The 15,627-nt window shown below is 62.4% G+C and carries 18 protein-coding genes; 13 read left to right on the top strand and 5 right to left on the bottom strand.

The window, feature by feature from the left end; all coding sequences use genetic code 11:
• Positions 1-16 precede the first annotated feature (16 nt).
• The 13 genes from L0Y14_RS00340 to L0Y14_RS00280 all read left to right on the top strand — a co-directional run bounded on the left by L0Y14_RS00340 (position 17) and on the right by L0Y14_RS00280 (position 10,781).
• Complete coding sequence (locus L0Y14_RS00340; RefSeq protein ID WP_240991678.1) at positions 17-658, top strand: class I SAM-dependent methyltransferase; 642 nt, start codon at positions 17-19, stop codon at positions 656-658.
• A 59-nt stretch (positions 659-717) separates the two neighbouring features.
• The gene (locus tag L0Y14_RS00335) at positions 718-1,155 is read left to right on the top strand and encodes a hypothetical protein (protein WP_040819742.1); all 438 of its coding nucleotides are present in this window, start codon (positions 718-720) and stop codon (positions 1,153-1,155) included.
• 57 nt (positions 1,156-1,212) lie between these two features.
• Positions 1,213-2,043, top strand: coding sequence for a diaminopimelate epimerase (gene dapF, locus L0Y14_RS00330; protein ID WP_040819741.1), 831 nt, complete (start codon positions 1,213-1,215; stop codon positions 2,041-2,043).
• On the top strand, positions 2,040-2,738 hold the full coding sequence (locus L0Y14_RS00325) for a DUF484 family protein (RefSeq protein WP_005965476.1): 699 nt from the start codon (positions 2,040-2,042) through the stop codon (positions 2,736-2,738). The genes dapF and L0Y14_RS00325 overlap by 4 nt, the downstream gene beginning before the upstream one ends.
• A 6-nt stretch (positions 2,739-2,744) precedes the next feature.
• Positions 2,745-3,662: a tyrosine recombinase XerC gene (gene xerC / locus L0Y14_RS00320; RefSeq protein ID WP_040819738.1), complete on the top strand. Its 918-nt coding sequence runs from the start codon at positions 2,745-2,747 to the stop codon at positions 3,660-3,662.
• A gap of 67 nt (positions 3,663-3,729) precedes the next feature.
• Positions 3,730-4,041: a hypothetical protein gene (locus L0Y14_RS00315; protein ID WP_006475161.1), complete on the top strand. Its 312-nt coding sequence runs from the start codon at positions 3,730-3,732 to the stop codon at positions 4,039-4,041.
• A gap of 147 nt (positions 4,042-4,188) precedes the next feature.
• Complete coding sequence (gene hslV / locus L0Y14_RS00310; protein ID WP_005965472.1) at positions 4,189-4,734, top strand: ATP-dependent protease subunit HslV; 546 nt, start codon at positions 4,189-4,191, stop codon at positions 4,732-4,734.
• A 6-nt stretch (positions 4,735-4,740) separates the two neighbouring features.
• Complete coding sequence (gene hslU, locus L0Y14_RS00305; RefSeq protein WP_006475160.1) at positions 4,741-6,081, top strand: ATP-dependent protease ATPase subunit HslU; 1,341 nt, start codon at positions 4,741-4,743, stop codon at positions 6,079-6,081.
• Between the two features lie 118 nt (positions 6,082-6,199).
• Positions 6,200-6,562, top strand: coding sequence for a gamma-butyrobetaine hydroxylase family protein (locus tag L0Y14_RS00300; protein ID WP_006475159.1), 363 nt, complete (start codon positions 6,200-6,202; stop codon positions 6,560-6,562).
• Positions 6,563-6,597: 35 nt separating this feature from the next.
• Positions 6,598-7,347 carry a bifunctional demethylmenaquinone methyltransferase/2-methoxy-6-polyprenyl-1,4-benzoquinol methylase UbiE gene (gene ubiE / locus L0Y14_RS00295; protein ID WP_006475158.1) on the top strand — a complete coding sequence of 250 codons (750 nt, stop codon included), beginning with the start codon at positions 6,598-6,600 and terminating at the stop codon, positions 7,345-7,347.
• A 28-nt stretch (positions 7,348-7,375) separates the two neighbouring features.
• Positions 7,376-7,999, top strand: coding sequence for a ubiquinone biosynthesis accessory factor UbiJ (locus tag L0Y14_RS00290; protein WP_006475157.1), 624 nt, complete (start codon positions 7,376-7,378; stop codon positions 7,997-7,999).
• Positions 7,996-9,654, top strand: a complete 1,659-nt coding sequence (gene ubiB, locus L0Y14_RS00285) for a ubiquinone biosynthesis regulatory protein kinase UbiB (RefSeq protein ID WP_006475156.1) — start codon at positions 7,996-7,998, stop codon at positions 9,652-9,654. The genes L0Y14_RS00290 and ubiB overlap by 4 nt, the downstream gene beginning before the upstream one ends.
• Before the next feature lie 29 nt (positions 9,655-9,683).
• Complete coding sequence (locus L0Y14_RS00280) at positions 9,684-10,781, top strand: DegT/DnrJ/EryC1/StrS family aminotransferase (protein ID WP_006475155.1); 1,098 nt, start codon at positions 9,684-9,686, stop codon at positions 10,779-10,781.
• A gap of 117 nt (positions 10,782-10,898) precedes the next feature.
• Here L0Y14_RS00280 and L0Y14_RS00275 read toward each other — a convergent pair whose 3' ends face one another.
• Genes L0Y14_RS00275 through L0Y14_RS00255 form a run of 5 tightly spaced genes read right to left on the bottom strand, consistent with a single transcriptional unit; the run spans position 10,899 to position 15,601 of the window.
• On the bottom strand, positions 10,899-11,912 hold the full coding sequence (locus L0Y14_RS00275; protein ID WP_006475154.1) for an MraY family glycosyltransferase: 1,014 nt from the start codon (positions 11,910-11,912) through the stop codon (positions 10,899-10,901).
• Complete coding sequence (locus tag L0Y14_RS00270; RefSeq protein ID WP_006475153.1) at positions 11,900-13,036, bottom strand: glycosyltransferase family 4 protein; 1,137 nt, start codon at positions 13,034-13,036, stop codon at positions 11,900-11,902. Before L0Y14_RS00270 ends, L0Y14_RS00275 begins: the two co-directional genes overlap by 13 nt.
• 5 nt (positions 13,037-13,041) lie before the next feature.
• A complete protein-coding gene (locus L0Y14_RS00265; RefSeq protein ID WP_005966312.1) occupies positions 13,042-13,908 on the bottom strand; it encodes a class I SAM-dependent methyltransferase in 867 nt (288 codons plus the stop codon).
• Positions 13,909-13,913: 5 nt separating this feature from the next.
• Positions 13,914-14,975: a glycosyltransferase family 4 protein gene (locus L0Y14_RS00260; RefSeq protein WP_006475152.1), complete on the bottom strand. Its 1,062-nt coding sequence runs from the start codon at positions 14,973-14,975 to the stop codon at positions 13,914-13,916.
• Positions 14,972-15,601, bottom strand: a complete 630-nt coding sequence (locus L0Y14_RS00255; RefSeq protein WP_005964228.1) for a class I SAM-dependent methyltransferase — start codon at positions 15,599-15,601, stop codon at positions 14,972-14,974. The genes L0Y14_RS00260 and L0Y14_RS00255 overlap by 4 nt, the downstream gene beginning before the upstream one ends.
• Positions 15,602-15,627 lie beyond the last annotated feature (26 nt).

Genomic DNA, 15,627 nt, shown 5'->3' with positions numbered 1-15,627 from the left:
GGAACCCATCGAGCTGATGGATGAGAAGGCGCAGGCCAAGGCCTACGCCGAAGCCGATTTCAGGGAGCCCAACCAGCTCTTTCTCGATAGGCTCTTGGCACTCATGGGGGATCGAGCACCCAATCATGCCCTCGACCTGGGCTGCGGCCCGGCTGACATCACCCTGCACGTCGCCCGCCACTGGCACGACTGCCGGGTAGATGGCCTGGATGGGGCCGAGGCGATGCTGGCCCACGGCCGCCGACTGCTGCAGCGCCACCCCGCCACCGAGGCGCGGGTAAACCTAATCTGCGACACTCTGCCCAGCGCCCTGCTACCACAACGGGCCTACGACCTGATCTTCTCCAACTCGCTACTGCACCATCTGCACAATCCCGACATTCTCTGGCAAACCATCCAATCCACCGCCATCCCTGGTGCCGCCATCTTCATCATGGACTTGAGGCGCCTCAACTCGCCACAGGCGGTGGAATCACTGGTGCAACACTACGCTGCTAACGAGCCCCAGATCCTGCAACGCGACTTCCGCGCTTCACTGTGCGCCGCCTTTACTCCCGATGAGGTGCAGCAGCAGTTGAACGAGCGGGGGCTGACCACACTCAGCGTGCACAATCTCAGCGACCGTCATCTGAGCATCAGCGGCTTTCTACCCGGCTGACACTCCCGCCTGCTCTGCTAATATTCTCTGCACCCACAGCCACTGCAAAAGATTGGACCATGGCCTCATCCCGATGCTTTTCTCCACTCATCCGGCTCCTCCTGCTGATTGCACTGGGCTGGAGCGGCCAGACTGTCACCGAGCCCTTGCCAAGTAGCTCCGGCGCAACGCTCTACTTCAAGCTGCCCATCGACGTTCTCAGACCCGTCAGCCAGGAGAGCCGCATCGGCCTCTCACTGCATCACACCCTGACCAATACCCCCTCAAACTCATCCCAATCATCACCACACCAACTCTCCCTGGTCGACTGGAGTTACAGCGCTCAGCAAGGACCACGTCTGACCATGCTCGGCATCAACCCAATGATCGTCAAGCGCAGCCATCTCAGCGCTGCAGAGAGGGCAAAGCAGGAGCAACTGGAGGAGAATCTACAGACAATCCTCATTGTCGGACTGGGGCTAGCAACCGCCTCCGGGGTGATCGCCAGCTCCGACTGAGGCTCTGGCGATCCAGCTCCACTTTGCAGTCAGGCGTAGGCTTGCTAGCCTTGGCAGATGCAACTCCGATTCAGCAAAATGCAGGGCATCGGCAACGACTTTGTGGTCTTCGATGCGATCAACCAAAGCGTCGAACTGAGTGCCACGCAGTACCGTGCCATCGCCGACCGACGCTTCGGCGTCGGCTGTGACCAGATCCTGCTGGTGGAGTCGCCGCGCCTGCCCGATACCGATTTCCACTACCGCATCTTCAACGCCGACGGCTCCGAGGTGGAGCAGTGCGGCAACGGAGCGCGCTGTTTCGCCCGCTTCGTGCACGAGAAGGGGCTGAGCTCGAAGCGCAGCATCCCGGTCGGCACCACCTCGGGGCGGATCGTCCTCAATCTGCTGGATGACGGGCTGGTCCAGGTCGATATGGGCGAACCGATCCTCGACCCTACCGCCATCCCCTTCCAGGCCGACACCATTGCCACCAGCTATCCGCTGCAGGTGGGGGGCGAGCAGCTGATGATCGGCGCTGTCTCGATGGGCAACCCGCATGCGGTTCTGCTGGTCGATTCGGTAGATAGCTTCCCGGTGGAGCGGCTCGGCCCGCTGATCGAAAACCATCCGCGCTTTCCGCAGCGGGTCAATGTCGGCTTCATGCAGGTGATCGATCGCAATCAAATCCAGCTGCGGGTGTTCGAACGCGGTTCCGGCGAGACCCTCGCCTGCGGTACCGGTGCCTGCGCCGCAGTGGTCGCCGGCCGGCTGCAGGGATTACTCGATCAACGGGTCCAAGTCAATCTCCCCGGAGGGAATCTTGTGGTAGAGTGGCCAGGAGAAGAATACCCCGTGCTGATGAGCGGACCGGCAGTCACTGTGTTTGAGGGGAAGATAGAACTATGAGCCAACAGGCCAACCAACCCGACACCCCCGCCAGCCTCGAGAGCGAAGCGGCTGTGATCGAATATCTGAAAAACCACCCCGATTTCTTCAACCGCCACCCTGAGGCGCTCAGCGAGCTTGAGATTCCCCACCAGAGCGGTGCGGCAGTCTCACTAATCGAGCGCCAGGTGGAGAGCCTGCGAACCCAGATGCATAGCTACCAGACCAGGCTCGACGAATTGATCGCGGTAGGCCGCGACAACGACCAGCTGCAGCAGAAGCTGCACCGGCTGACCCTGGCACTGATCGACGCTGTCACCTTCGAAGAGGTGCTGACCGCCCTGGAAGACGAACTACACGGCGACTTCAAGGCCGATGCGGTGGAGCTGCGCCTTTTCTCCAACCCTCATCTGACCGATCACTATGGCGAAGAAAACCCAAAACTCTCCGCCACCTTCGACTCATTTTTCAAGAAAAACGCACCGGTCTGCGGCACGCTGGAGGAGGAGGAGCTGGCCTTCATCTTCGGCACCGAGGGGAAAGATATCGCCTCCACCGCGCTGATCCCGCTGAACAGCGACGGGGTGCTGGGTCTACTTGCAATCGGCAGCCGCGATGCGGATCGCTTCGCCCCCCACCACGGCACCGACTTCCTCGCTCGCCTCGGCGACGTGATCGGCCGCACCCTGCAAGCGGTCTCGCTGCCGGGTCTCTAGTCTGTCATGTCCGACCCCGCCCAAGCCTCTGAGCTACAGTGCTGGGTGGATCGTTTCCTACTTCATCTGCGTGATGAGCGCCGCCTCTCGCCCCATACTCTGGCGAGCTACCGGCGCGATCTAAGCCAGCTCATCCACTGGCTCGATGAGCAGGGCATCTCCCACTGGTCGCATCTCAGCGCCAATCAGATCCGTGGCTACATCGCCCAGCGCCACCGCCAGGGCCTGGCTGCCAAAAGCCTGCAACGGGAGCTCTCCAGCCTACGTAGCCTCTACCGCTTTCTGCTGCGCGAACAAGCTGTCAACAACAATCCAGCGCTGGGGGTTCGCGCACCCAAAGCACAACGCAGGCTGCCCGCAACCCTTGATGCCGACCAGCTGAGCCAGCTCCTGGAGATCAGCGATGACTCGCCGGTGGCCCTGCGCGACCGGGCGATCATGGAGCTCTTCTACTCCTCAGGTCTGCGCCTGGCGGAGCTGATCGACCTCGATCTGGGGCAGATCGACCAGGCCGACGCGGAGGTTGAGGTGATGGGCAAGGGCTCCCGGGCCCGCAGGTTGCCGGTAGGGCGCAGGGCGCTGCAGGCCATTGAGGCCTGGCTGGCAGTCCGCCCCCAGCTCGCGGCGATTGACGAACCGGCGCTGTTTGTCGGCGTGCGCGGCCAGCGCATCAGCCGTTCCACCATCCAGAAGCAGCTACGTCACTGGTCACGACAGCAGGGCAGCCCGCACAACCTGCATCCGCACATGCTCCGCCACTCCTTCGCCAGCCATCTGCTGGAATCCTCCGGCGATCTGCGCGCGGTGCAGGAGCTGCTCGGCCACGCCAACATCAGCACCACCCAGATCTACACCCACCTCGATTTCCAGCACTTGGCGCAGGTCTACGATCAAGCCCATCCGCGGGCGAAGAAGCAAAAATAACCGCGTATTACCTTCAGTTTCCCTACCTCCAGCCGAACCTTTTGTGCATCCAACTGAGGAAGATGAGATGACCCACCCGATTCGGCTACGCCTTCTACTGCTTCTGCTGATTGTCTCAACCCTGCTGCTCGCAGAACCCGCCCTTGCCAACAAGTTTGTCACCATCGGCAGTGGGGTCAGCGGCTCATCGAGCCTCAAACTCGGCTTCCTCAAGGACGCCGCCTACATCACTGGCGCTATTTTTGCTCTGATGGCGGTCGGCGCCCTGCTGATGCGCAACCGCAATGCACACTCAGTCGACTTTACCCTCGGTAAACAGGCTGCCATCATCCTCGCCATCCTCTCCTCCCTCTGTTTTCTCTTCGCCCTGCTTGCCTGAGACCGCCACCACATACCCATTTGGCTCTAATCTGGCCTGCGACAAGTCAGATTGATAGAGATTCCGGCGCAAAATCCCAGCCCACCGTTTTTTCCCCTCCCCGCCTCGGGTACAATCAGCCTCCTTTCTGTCAGATGCAGGCTCGACGTGGAAACCTTCAAAGGCACAACAATTCTTTCGGTGCGCCGAGGCGGCAAGGTCGTCATCGGTGGAGACGGCCAGGTCTCGCTGGGCAACACCGTAATGAAGGGCAATGCGCGCAAGGTGCGCTCGCTCTACAAGGGACAGGTGATTGCTGGGTTTGCCGGCGCCACCGCCGACGCCTTCACCCTGTTCGAACGTTTCGAGGCGAAGCTGGAGAAGCACCACGGCCACCTCACCCGCTCAGCCGTGGAGCTGGCTAAGGACTGGCGCACCGACCGCATGTTGCGCCGCCTGGAGGCGCTGCTCTGCATCGCCGACGCCAAAGCCTCGCTGATCATCTCCGGCACCGGCGACGTGATCGAGCCGGAGAACAGCCTGATGGCAATCGGCTCCGGCGGCGCTTTTGCCCAGGCCGCCGCCAGCGCGCTGCTGCAAAACACCGAGCTGAACGCCCGCGAGGTGGTGGAGAAAGCGTTGCACATCGCCGCCGACATCTGCATCTACACCAACCACAACCTGATTCTAGAAGAGCTCGACAGCGAGAACTAACCCACTATGTCGGAAATTACCCCACAACAGATCGTTGCCGAACTAGATAAACACATCATCGGCCAGGCCGACGCCAAGCGCGCCGTCGCCATCGCACTGCGCAACCGCTGGCGCCGGGCCCAGGTGCCCGAGGCGCTGCGCAACGAGATCACGCCGAAGAACATCCTGATGATCGGCCCCACGGGGGTCGGCAAGACCGAGATCGCGCGCCGCCTGGCAAAGCTAGCCGACGCGCCCTTCCTCAAAGTCGAGGCAACCAAGTTCACCGAGGTCGGCTATGTCGGTCGGGATGTGGAGTCGATCGTGCGTGACCTGGCCGACTCGGCAGTGAAGATGATACGCGAAAAGGAGATCGCCAAGGTCGAGGACGAGGCCAGCGCAGCGGCCGAGGAGCGTCTGCTCGACGTCCTGCTGCCCGCCCCCAAACCGAGCGGCTGGGAGGAAGAGAGCGCCAGCAGTGGCGGTGTCTCCCGCCAGACTCGGGAGCGCTTCCGCGCCAAGCTGCGTGACGGCGAACTGGATGACAAGGAGATCGAGATCGAGGTCAGTGCCGCCCCGATGGGCGTGGAGATCATGGCCCCTCCCGGCATGGAGGAGATGACCAGCCAGCTGCAGGGGATGTTCCAGAACATGGGCAGTGGCCGCTCGCGAAAACGCAAGCTACGCATCCGCGACGCCCTCAAGGTGCTCAAGGATGAAGAGGCGCAGAAGCGCATCAACGAGGAGGATCTAAAGCTGCACGCCATCAATCTGGTGGAGCAGCACGGCATCGTCTTCCTCGACGAGCTGGACAAGGTGGCCAGCCGGGCCGAACACGGCGGCGCCGATGTCTCCCGCGAGGGGGTGCAGCGCGACCTGCTGCCGCTGGTGGAGGGCTGCACCATCTCCACCAAACACGGTATGGTCCGAACCGACCACATCCTGTTCATCGCCTCCGGTGCCTTCCACCTTTCCAAGCCGTCGGACCTGATCCCGGAGCTGCAGGGGCGGCTGCCGATCCGGGTCGAGCTGAGCGCCCTGAGTACCGAGGATTTCAGCCGTATCCTCACCGAGCCGGACGCCTCACTCACCGAGCAGTATCAGGCGCTGATGGCCACCGAGCAGGTCGAGCTGGAGTTCACCGACGACGCCATCCAGCGCATTGCGGAGACCGCCTGGCAGGTCAACGAGCACACCGAGAACATCGGCGCACGGCGCCTCCACACCGTGATGGAGCGGTTGCTGGAGCAGATCTCCTTCGATGCCTCAGAGCACACTGGCGAGCACTTTACGGTAAACGCGGCCTATGTGGACGATCAGCTCGCCGCGCTGGCAGCTGACGAAGATCTCAGCCAGTACATCCTCTAGCCCGATGATCGACTTCCCATCACAGAAGCGCCAGGCAACCCAACCCTGCACCGGGATTAACTGCCGCCGCCATCAGGTACAATCCACGCCGGATTCAACAGCTACGAGGTAACCAGTGATGTCCCATCCGATTCCTACCGAGATCCACCTGCACCGCCAGTCGCGCCGGCTAGAGATCAGCTTCGACGACGGCGAGAAGTTCGAATATCCGGCGGAGTATCTGCGGGTTTTCTCTCCCTCCGCCGAGGTGCAGGGCCACGGCCCAGGCCAGGAGACGTTGCAGGTTGGCAAGGAAGAGGTGAACATTGCCCACATCGAACCTGTGGGAAACTACGCCATCTGCCTCCACTTCGATGACGAACACAACACCGGCATCTACTCCTGGGAAACGCTCTACCGCCTCGGCAAGCAGCGCGAGCAGAACTGGACAGATTATTTGCGCCGCCTCGACGAAGCGGGCTACCAGCGCAAACAACCCTGACCTCCACAGAGCCGCCAACGCCTGAGCTTACTGAGATGAGAGACGAGAAAACCACACACTTCGGCTACGAAGAGGTCGCCGTAGACGAGAAGGCGGGGCGGGTGCGCGCCGTGTTCGACTCGGTCGCCAACAAATATGACCTGATGAACGATCTGATGTCGTTTGGCGTCCACCGACTCTGGAAACGCCACACCATCGAGATCTCCGGGGTACACCGCGGCCAGCGAGTGCTCGACTTAGCGGCCGGCACCGGCGACCTCTCGGCCCGCTTCAGCGGCCTCGTCGGCGCCGAAGGCGAGGTCATCTTCTCCGACATCAACGCGGCGATGCTCGAGCAAGGCCGCGAGCGCATGCTCAACGAGGGGCGCGCCGGCAACCTCCACTATGTGCAGGCCGATGCCCAGTACCTGCCCTTCCCGGAGAACCACTTCGACTGTGTCACCATCGGCTTCGGCCTGCGCAACGTCACCGACAAGCAGCTCGCCATCGACGCCATCTACAAGGTGCTGCGCCCCGGCGGGCGACTGCTGGTGCTGGAGTTCTCCAAACCCACCAATAAGCCGCTGGAGAAGCTCTACGACCTCTACTCCTTCAGCTTGTTGCCAAAGATCGGAAAGGTTATTACCGGAGACGAGGAGAGCTACCGCTATCTGGCCGAGTCGATCCGCATGCATCCGGACCAGGAGACCCTCAAGGGGATGATGGAGCACGCCGGATTTGAACGCTGCGACTACTTCAACCTGACCGGCGGCGTTGTCGCCATCCATCGCGGCTACAAACTCTAAATCAGCCCGCCACAAAGCAGTAGACCAGATGACCGTCAGCGCCGCTACCTTCGCCCTCCTTGAGGGAGTGATCAACCAGGCGATCCGGCTCGACCCGGAAACGCCCAAGCGCCTCGCACCAATGCATGGCAAGGTGATCCGTTTTGAGCTGCTCGGCCTCGGCGTTTCGCTGTGGCTGATCCCCGAGCCTCAGGGGATTCAGCTACTGAGTGAATTCGAGGGCAAACCCGACTGCGTATTGCGCGGCACCCCGCTCGACCTGGCGCAGATGCGTGGCAGCCGGCAGAGCGCTGAACAGCTATTCCAGGGCGCGGTGCAGATCGAGGGCGACAGTGCCCTGGCCCACCGTTTCGGTGACTTCATCGCCGAGCTCGATATCGACTGGGAGGAGCAGCTCTCCCATCTGACCGGCGACCTGATCGCCCACGAGGTCGGCAACCTTACCCGCGGCCTGTTCAGCTGGGCCCGGCAGAGCGGCAAGACCGCGCAGCTCAACACCCAGGAGTATCTGCAGGAGGAGCTGCGCCTGCTGCCGAGTCGCTACGAAGTCGATGCGCTGCTGGCCGACATCGACACCCTGCGCGACGATACCGAGCGCGCCAGCGCCCGTATCGAACGGCTGCGCAGCCAGCTCGCAGGAAGCAATCAATGATCCGCCCCGCCCAGGCCCTGCGGCTGATCCACATCAATCTGGTACTGCTGCGCCACGGCCTCGACGAGGTAGTGCTGGCGACTCATCTGTTCCGCCCGCTGCGCTTCCTCATCTACCTCTCCCCCTGGTACTGGCTGCGCCGTGACCGCGGCCCTTATCCAGCGCGCATCCGTCGCACCCTGGAGGATCTAGGGCCGATCTTCGTCAAGTTCGGCCAGATCCTCTCAACTCGCCGCGACCTGCTGCCCGACGACCTGGCCGATGAGCTGGCCAAGCTGCAGGACCGGGTTCCGCCCTTCTCCGGCGCTGAGGCGCGGCGCATCATCGAAAAGGCCTTCGGCCACCCGATCGAGGATGTACTCGACGCCTTCGAGGAGAAACCGCTCGCCTCCGCCTCCATCGCCCAGGTGCATACTGCCACCCTCAAGGATGGCAGGCAGGTGGTGGTCAAGGTGCTGCGCCCCGGCATCGAGAAGATCATCCGCCGCGACGTGGATCTGCTTTTCACCATCGCCCGGCTGGCGGAAAAGTACTGGAAAGAGGGCCGGCGACTACGCCCGGTGGAGGTGATCGAGGAGTATGAGAAGACCATCTTCGACGAACTCGACCTAATGCGTGAGGCAGCCAACGCCTCCCAGTTGCGGCGCAACTTCCTCAATAGTGAAGAGCTCTACGTACCCGAGATCTACTGGGATCTGGCACGCCAGAATGTGCTGGTTATCGAGCGCATCAGCGGCACCCCGGTGGGCGATGTGGAGGCACTACGCGCCCAGGGCATCAGCATGCAACTGCTCGGCGAGCGCGGCGTGGAGATCTTCTTCACCCAGGTCTTCAAGTACAACTTCTTCCACGCCGATATGCACCCGGGCAACATCTTTGTCGAGCCCAACGGCCGCTACATCGCGGTAGATTTCGGCATCATGGGCACCCTCACCGAGGGCGACAAACGCTATCTGGCGGAGAACCTGCTCGCCTTCTTCAACCGCGACTACAAGCGGGTCGCCGAGCTGCATGTGCAGTCGGGCTGGGTACCCAAAACCACCCGGGTCGAGGAGTTCGAGGCGGCGATCCGCACCGTCAGCGAGCCGATCTTCGAACGGCCCCTGAGCGAGATCTCCTTCGGCCACTTCCTGCTGCGGCTGTTCCAGACCGCGCGGCGCTTCGACATGGAGGTGCAGCCACAGCTGGTGCTGCTGCAGAAGACCCTGCTGAATATCGAGGGACTGGGGCGCATGCTCTACCCCGAGCTGGATCTCTGGACCACCGCCAAGCCGTTTCTCGAGCGCTGGATGAGCGAGCAGATCGGCCGGCGCGCATTTGTGCGCAAGCTGCGCGACAGCTTGCCGGAGCTGGCGGAGCACCTACCGGAGCTGCCGCTGCGCCTAAACAAGATTATCGACGACACCGCCGCCGGCAGGCTCAGCCTGCAGTGGCAGTCGGAGGAGCTCAGCCAACTGCGGCTTGAGATGCAGCAGCAACATCGCAGCAGCGTCAGCACGATGAGCGGCAGCGCGATGCTGGTCAGCGGTTCACTGCTGCTGGTATTCGGCCCCGGCATGATCGCATCCGCCCCCCTCTCCCTGATGATCGGCGCCGGACTGAGCGGCGGTGGCGCTCTGCTGCTGCTGCGCGCCTGGCTTCACAGCCACGATTAAAAAAGACACCCAGCGAGTAGGACACGACCATGCAGTTCATCGACCTCAAGGCCCAATATCGCCTGATTCAGGCAGACGTCAACCAACGCATTCAGACCCTGCTGGAGCACGGCCAGTACATCATGGGCCCGGAGGTCCGTGAGCTGGAGGCGACCCTGGCGGAGTATGTCGGCGTAGAGCACTGCATCGGCTGCTCCAGCGGCACCGACGCACTGCTGATGGCGATGATGGCGCTGGGCATCGGCCCCGGCGATGAAGTGATCACCACCCCCTTCACCTTCATCGCCACCGGCGAGACCATCGCCCTGCTCGGTGCGGTGCCGGTGTTTGTCGACATCGACCCCCAGACCTACAACCTCGATCCCAACCTGATCGAGGCAGCAATCACCCTCAACACCCGCGCCATCATGCCGGTCAGCCTCTACGGCCAGTGTGCCGATATGGACGTGATCAACGAGATCGCAGCGCGCCACGGCCTGGCGGTGATCGAGGACGGCGCGCAGAGCTTCGGCGCGAGCTACAAGGGGCGCATGTCCTGCGGCCTCTCCGACATCGGCTGCACCAGCTTCTTCCCCTCCAAGCCGCTCGGCTGCTACGGCGACGGCGGTGCCTGTTTCACCGACGATGCAGAGCTAGCAACAACCCTGCGGGAGATCCGCGACCACGGTCAGGACCGCCGCTACCACCACCCACGGCTCGGCATCAACGGCCGGCTCGACGGCATCCAGGCAGCGGTGCTGCTGGCCAAGTTCGAACAGTTCAAGAAGGAGGTAGCGCTGCGTGCCGAGATTGGTGGGCGTTACACGCGCCTGATCAACGAACAGTGCCCCGGCGTCACCACACCGCACCTGACCGAGGGCAATACAAGCGTCTATGCCCAGTACACCATCCAGGTCGATGACCGGGATCAGTTGCAGAAGCAGCTGGCTGAGCTAGAGATCCCCACCGCCATCCACTACCCGGTGCCGCTCAATGCCCAGCCAGTATTCGCCGACTGTGGCCAGCCAGAGGAGACTCCGGAGAGCCTCAAGCTCTCACAGCGGGTGATCAGCCTACCGATGCATCCCTACCTGAGCGAAGAGGATCAGGAGACGATTGTCACGGCACTACAGGCGGTACTGACATAGGGGCCGGGGCCATGCCCGCCACCAGCGATGGCTGGCGCCCACGGGGCGCCCTATGCCAGGGACCAACCCCGAATAGAAATAGAGCGGGCCGTGCCCGCCACCCCAATGGCTTTACGCTCAGCCGTTACTTTCAGGCCGCCCGGCCCCGATCTTCAGCCCCAGTAGGATCAGCGGCAGATAGGCCAGCAGCGTCAGCACCACCCCCAGTGCCGGTCGAGCGGCAGCCAGCGCCGCCAGCGGCAGCAGCCAGACAAGGTTGATCACCAACACCCCCAGGGTCGCCCGGCGGTGACTCCGCCAGCGCCGTGACAGGATCTGGTAGGCGTGTGAGCGATGGGCGCTGTACCAGGCCTCGCCGGCCAAAAATCGCCGTGCCAACGTCAGGGTGGCATCCACGATGAAGACGCCGAGCAGGATCAACCAGCTCCAGATCGGCAGCAGCCCGATGTTGGCGCTCTGCAGGGCGAAGATCGCCAGCAGATAGCCGAGAAAGCCGCTGCCTACGTCCCCCATGAAGATTTTTGCCGGCGGCCAGTTCCAGAGCAGGAATCCAGCCGTCGCCGCTGCTGCAACCCCGAGCCAGTCGCTCAGCACTGAATCCATACCGAGCCAGCCGATCAGCAGCATCGCGCCACCGGTGACGCTGAGCGCCTCACTGCCGGCAATGCCGTCGATCCCGTCCATAAAGTTGAACAGGTTCAGCAGCCATACGATGCCGATCAAAAATAGCGGGTAGGCCAGCCACTCCGGTAGCCCGAGCGATCCGGGCACCCCCAACAGGACAAGCGCCCCGCCGGCCACCAACAAATGGCCGGCGAGACGCCAGCGGGCCGGGATATGGCCGTGATCGTCCCAAAACCCCAGCAGGGCGATCAGCAGACCGCCGCCCCATAGCGCCAGGGCCAGCTCTCTGCCGCCGAGTGACGCCCATCCACCCATCAGGTAGCTACCGAGCACTGCCAGCATGAGGCTAGAGACAAATGCCAGCCCTCCACCCCGCGGGGTCGGCACCAGATGTGAGCTGCGTGCGTTGGGGATGTCCATCAGACCGCGGCGCAGGGCGTAGCGGTGCATCAGCCCAGTCAGCTGCAGGCTGCCAAGAAACACCAGAAGAGGGATCAGCCAGTGCATAGTTCGCGATAGAGCTGCATTGTCGACGCCACCACCGCCTCCAGCGAGAATTCGGACTCGGCGATCGCCCGCCCGCGCCGCCCCATCGCCAGGCGCACCTCCCTGTCAGCGATCAGGCGCAACAGCGCCTCCGCCAGTGCCTCACTCTCCCCAGGCGGTACCAGCAAGCCATTCTCGCCATCACGCACGATCTCACGGCAGCCGGGGATATCGGTGGTGACGATCGCCCGTCCGCAGGCGGCGGCCTCGATCAGCACCTTCGGCACCCCTTCACCGTAACAGGAGGGAAGGCAGACCAGGTTAGCCTGGGCGAACACGCCAGGCATGTCGGTGCACCGCCCCCACCACTCGACCACTCCCTCCCTGTGCCAGCTCTCCAGCTGCGATTGCGGGATCGCCGCCGGATTACCTGAGTCGGATGCCCCAGCCAGAACGAATCGCGCTTGGGTGCCACGCTGATTCAACAGCCGGGCCGCCTCGACAAACTCCCCCACCCCCTTTGACCAAAGCATGCGTGAGGCGAGTATCAGCAGCGGCTTACCGTCCGGCTCGGGCCGGGGAGCAAACGCCTGCATATCGACCCCCGAGCCCTTGATCAGCACCTGCCTGTTGCGGGCAACGATGCCAGCTCGTTCTAGCTGTTCGCCGTCATCGGGATTCTGCACGATGACCCGGCTGTTGCGGTGCCCCAGGGCCAGCCTCAGGCCGCGCCCGACAACAAAGCGCAGCAGCCGAGCTTTCAGGCTCTGGTGGGAGTAGAGATAACCGAGCCCGGTAAGGGCATTGACCACCGCCGGCAGTCGCGCCAGGCGCGCCGCGATACCGCCATAGAAGACCGGCTTGATCGTCACATGGTGCACCAGATCCGGGCTGAGTCTGAGATAGAGGGCGAGCAGCGAGCGAAACGCAGCGATCTCGCCAAGTGGATTGAGGCCGCGACGGCTCATGCGGATCGGATGGTGCCGCATGCCCTGTTGGACGATCGTCTCCACCGCCGGACTCTCCGGAGTCGCCACATGCACCTGCCAGCCGGCATCCGCCATCGTCCGGGCCAGCGGCAAGCGATGGGAGAGGAAAAAATCCGCATCGTTGACCACATAGAGGATTTCTCTCACTGCCGGCATCCCGTTCAACCCCGCGACCGCAGCAATACGTCAAAGCTGGAGATCAGCAACTGCTGGTCCGGAATCTGCTGGAATGCTTGATTCAGCTTGGTTCGCGCCAGGGGCAGTGCATCCCAGCGCTCCTCCCCACACACTTCGACCGCAAACCCCGCCGCTTCGAAGCGTTTCAGCATCTCACCGTAGCGGATCCGGTTGGTGTAGAAGCCGGAGCTGGCGAAAAAATCGCTCTCCCACAAACGCTTGGAGAAGCGCAGGTTGTTGAGGCTGGCGGCCAGATGATCCTTCAGGTCAACCTGATGCGAGCAGAGTCCACCGGGGCGCAAGATGCGCCGGAACTCGGCCAGGGTCGGGTCGAACTCGGCCAACCGCACATGCTCCAGCACCGCCTGGGAGAAGATCAGGTCAATGCTGTCGGCCTCAATCTCATGCAGACTCTTCAGCCCTTCGGTCAGGTAACGAGCGCCACAGGCAGAGAGGATCGCATCCAGCGAGCCGGCCTGAGAGAGATCGGGTGGATTAAGTCCCTGCGCCTCCAGATATTCCGCCAACGCCCGATAGATCTGCGGGTCGGCGTCGGCAAAGGCTCCTACATCGACCAGCACCGCCTCTCCCCCATAGGCTGCGACGATCAGCGCCGTTGCAATCGAATCACCCGGCCCCAGCTCCAGCACGCGTGCACCTGCCACTCTGTCCGCCATACCGGCTTGGGTGAGATGGCGTTCGAAGACCTTCAGCGCATACTCTTGAGGCGCCATCCGGCCATGCTGAAAAATCCCCAGCCGGTGCCAGAGACGATAGGCCACTGGCAGTCGGCTGAGCAGGATTTTAATCACGATCTTCAGCCACCAGGGGACGGCTTGTTTGATGTTCATGCTGATTAGTACTCGATCAGTCGCTGAAACAGGCCGGCCAGTTTGGGCGCAGTCAGCGCGGTGCAGTAGTGTTGTTCAACTCGCCGGCGGCCCGCCGCACCCTGCTCGATCCTGAGCTGACGGTCGTTGCGCAGGCGGCTCAAAACGTCGATCCACTCATCCATCGAATCAGCCAGAAAGCCGTTTACGCCCTGCTCCACGACATCGATGTTGGCGCCAACCCGCGAACCCACCACCGGGCGGCCACAGGCCATGTACTGGATTAGTTTGTAGCCGCACTTGCCCCGCGACCAAGGGGTATCGGGCAGCGGCATGATGCCGACATCGAAGTCGAGAATATTGACCACCTCATCCGCCTCTGACCAGCTGCGATGTTCGATCGGCACCCCCTTCATCTCAATGGAATCGGCCCCCACCAGCAGCAGTCGGGCCTGATGGTCACGACAGATCTCAGTCAACGCCGGTTCGATCAGCTTGAGGTAGGGGGTGTTGATCGGTGAGCCGATCCAACCGATGACAAACGCCTCTCTTTCCACGGCAGGCCTAGCCTCATAACGCGCCAGATCGATCACCGTGGGCAGAATCTCCACCCAGCATGCGCCAGCGCTCTCAGCCCGTTCCGCCAGATAACTGTTGCCGGCGATCACCAAACTGGCACCACGCATGACCTGGTCGAGTTTGTTTCCCAACAGTTGGCGGATCAGCTTGCGGCGGTGCAGATCGTAGCGGTGGAAGATAGCGTCATCATAGTCCACCACATAGGGGACCTTGAACAGCGATAGCAGCTGTTCGGCCAGCGCCGGCAGCCAGGGGAAGAGCTCCTTTTCGATCCACAGCACGTCGAACTCTCTGGCCCGCAGCAGCAGCTGCAGCCGATGAAGATAGCATCTGAACACCCCTGCCGCACTGACCTGCCCCTGGTACTTCTGTTTCAGGTAGTCATCACCAAATAGCGGCGCGACCTCCACCTCAATGCCCTGGCCCTGCAGATAGGGTAGATACTGGTAGGAGCGGATACGGCTGCTGGCTCCCATGCGGCCGTAACGGCTCAACAAAAGCACCTTCATGCCGGGCTGTCCCCACCCTTCTTTACCAGCTGATAGCGCACCTCATAGCAGGGAAACAGGTAGCAGAGGTTCTCCTCGTAGAACTCCATCAGGTAGGTATTGAGGTTGAACAACAGCTGCCAGATACGCTTCAGGCCATAACGCACATAGAAGGGGCGTGGGGATTTGAAGATCAGCTTCACCGCCTGGATCTCAAACGCATTGAGCTGCTGGTAGTTGTGCACCCGACGGCTGAACAGCCGGTCTTCCGCCAGATAGGAGAAGCTGTAGAGACCGAAGGGGCGCTGATGCGTGTAGTCGGAGTAGTAGTAGGGATTGGAAAAGTGCGGCGCGACAAACAGCAGCTTACCGCCGGGGCGGATCACCCGGGCCAGCTCCCGCATCAGCCCCTCGATATCCTCCACATGCTCGACAAAGTGGTAGGAGGAGACCGAGGCGACGGCATCGTCCGGAAGCTGCCGCAACACATCCAGCACATCACCGACAATGTCCACCGCCTCGTGATCGAGGGCATCAATGCCGATCGCCTTGGGATCGCGCTTGCGGGCGCCACAGCCCAACTCCAGAGTGAGTTCACTGCGCGCCTCCACTTGCTCCAGGAGTTTATGTTTATCGACTATCGCCATCCGCTCACTCTGCCTTCAGACTGCCT

It is taken from the genome of Candidatus Endoriftia persephonae (genome assembly GCF_023733635.1).
GTDB classification, from domain to species: domain Bacteria; phylum Pseudomonadota; class Gammaproteobacteria; order Chromatiales; family Chromatiaceae; genus Endoriftia; species Endoriftia persephonae.
This window is presented reverse-complemented; position numbering and strand designations above follow the sequence as displayed.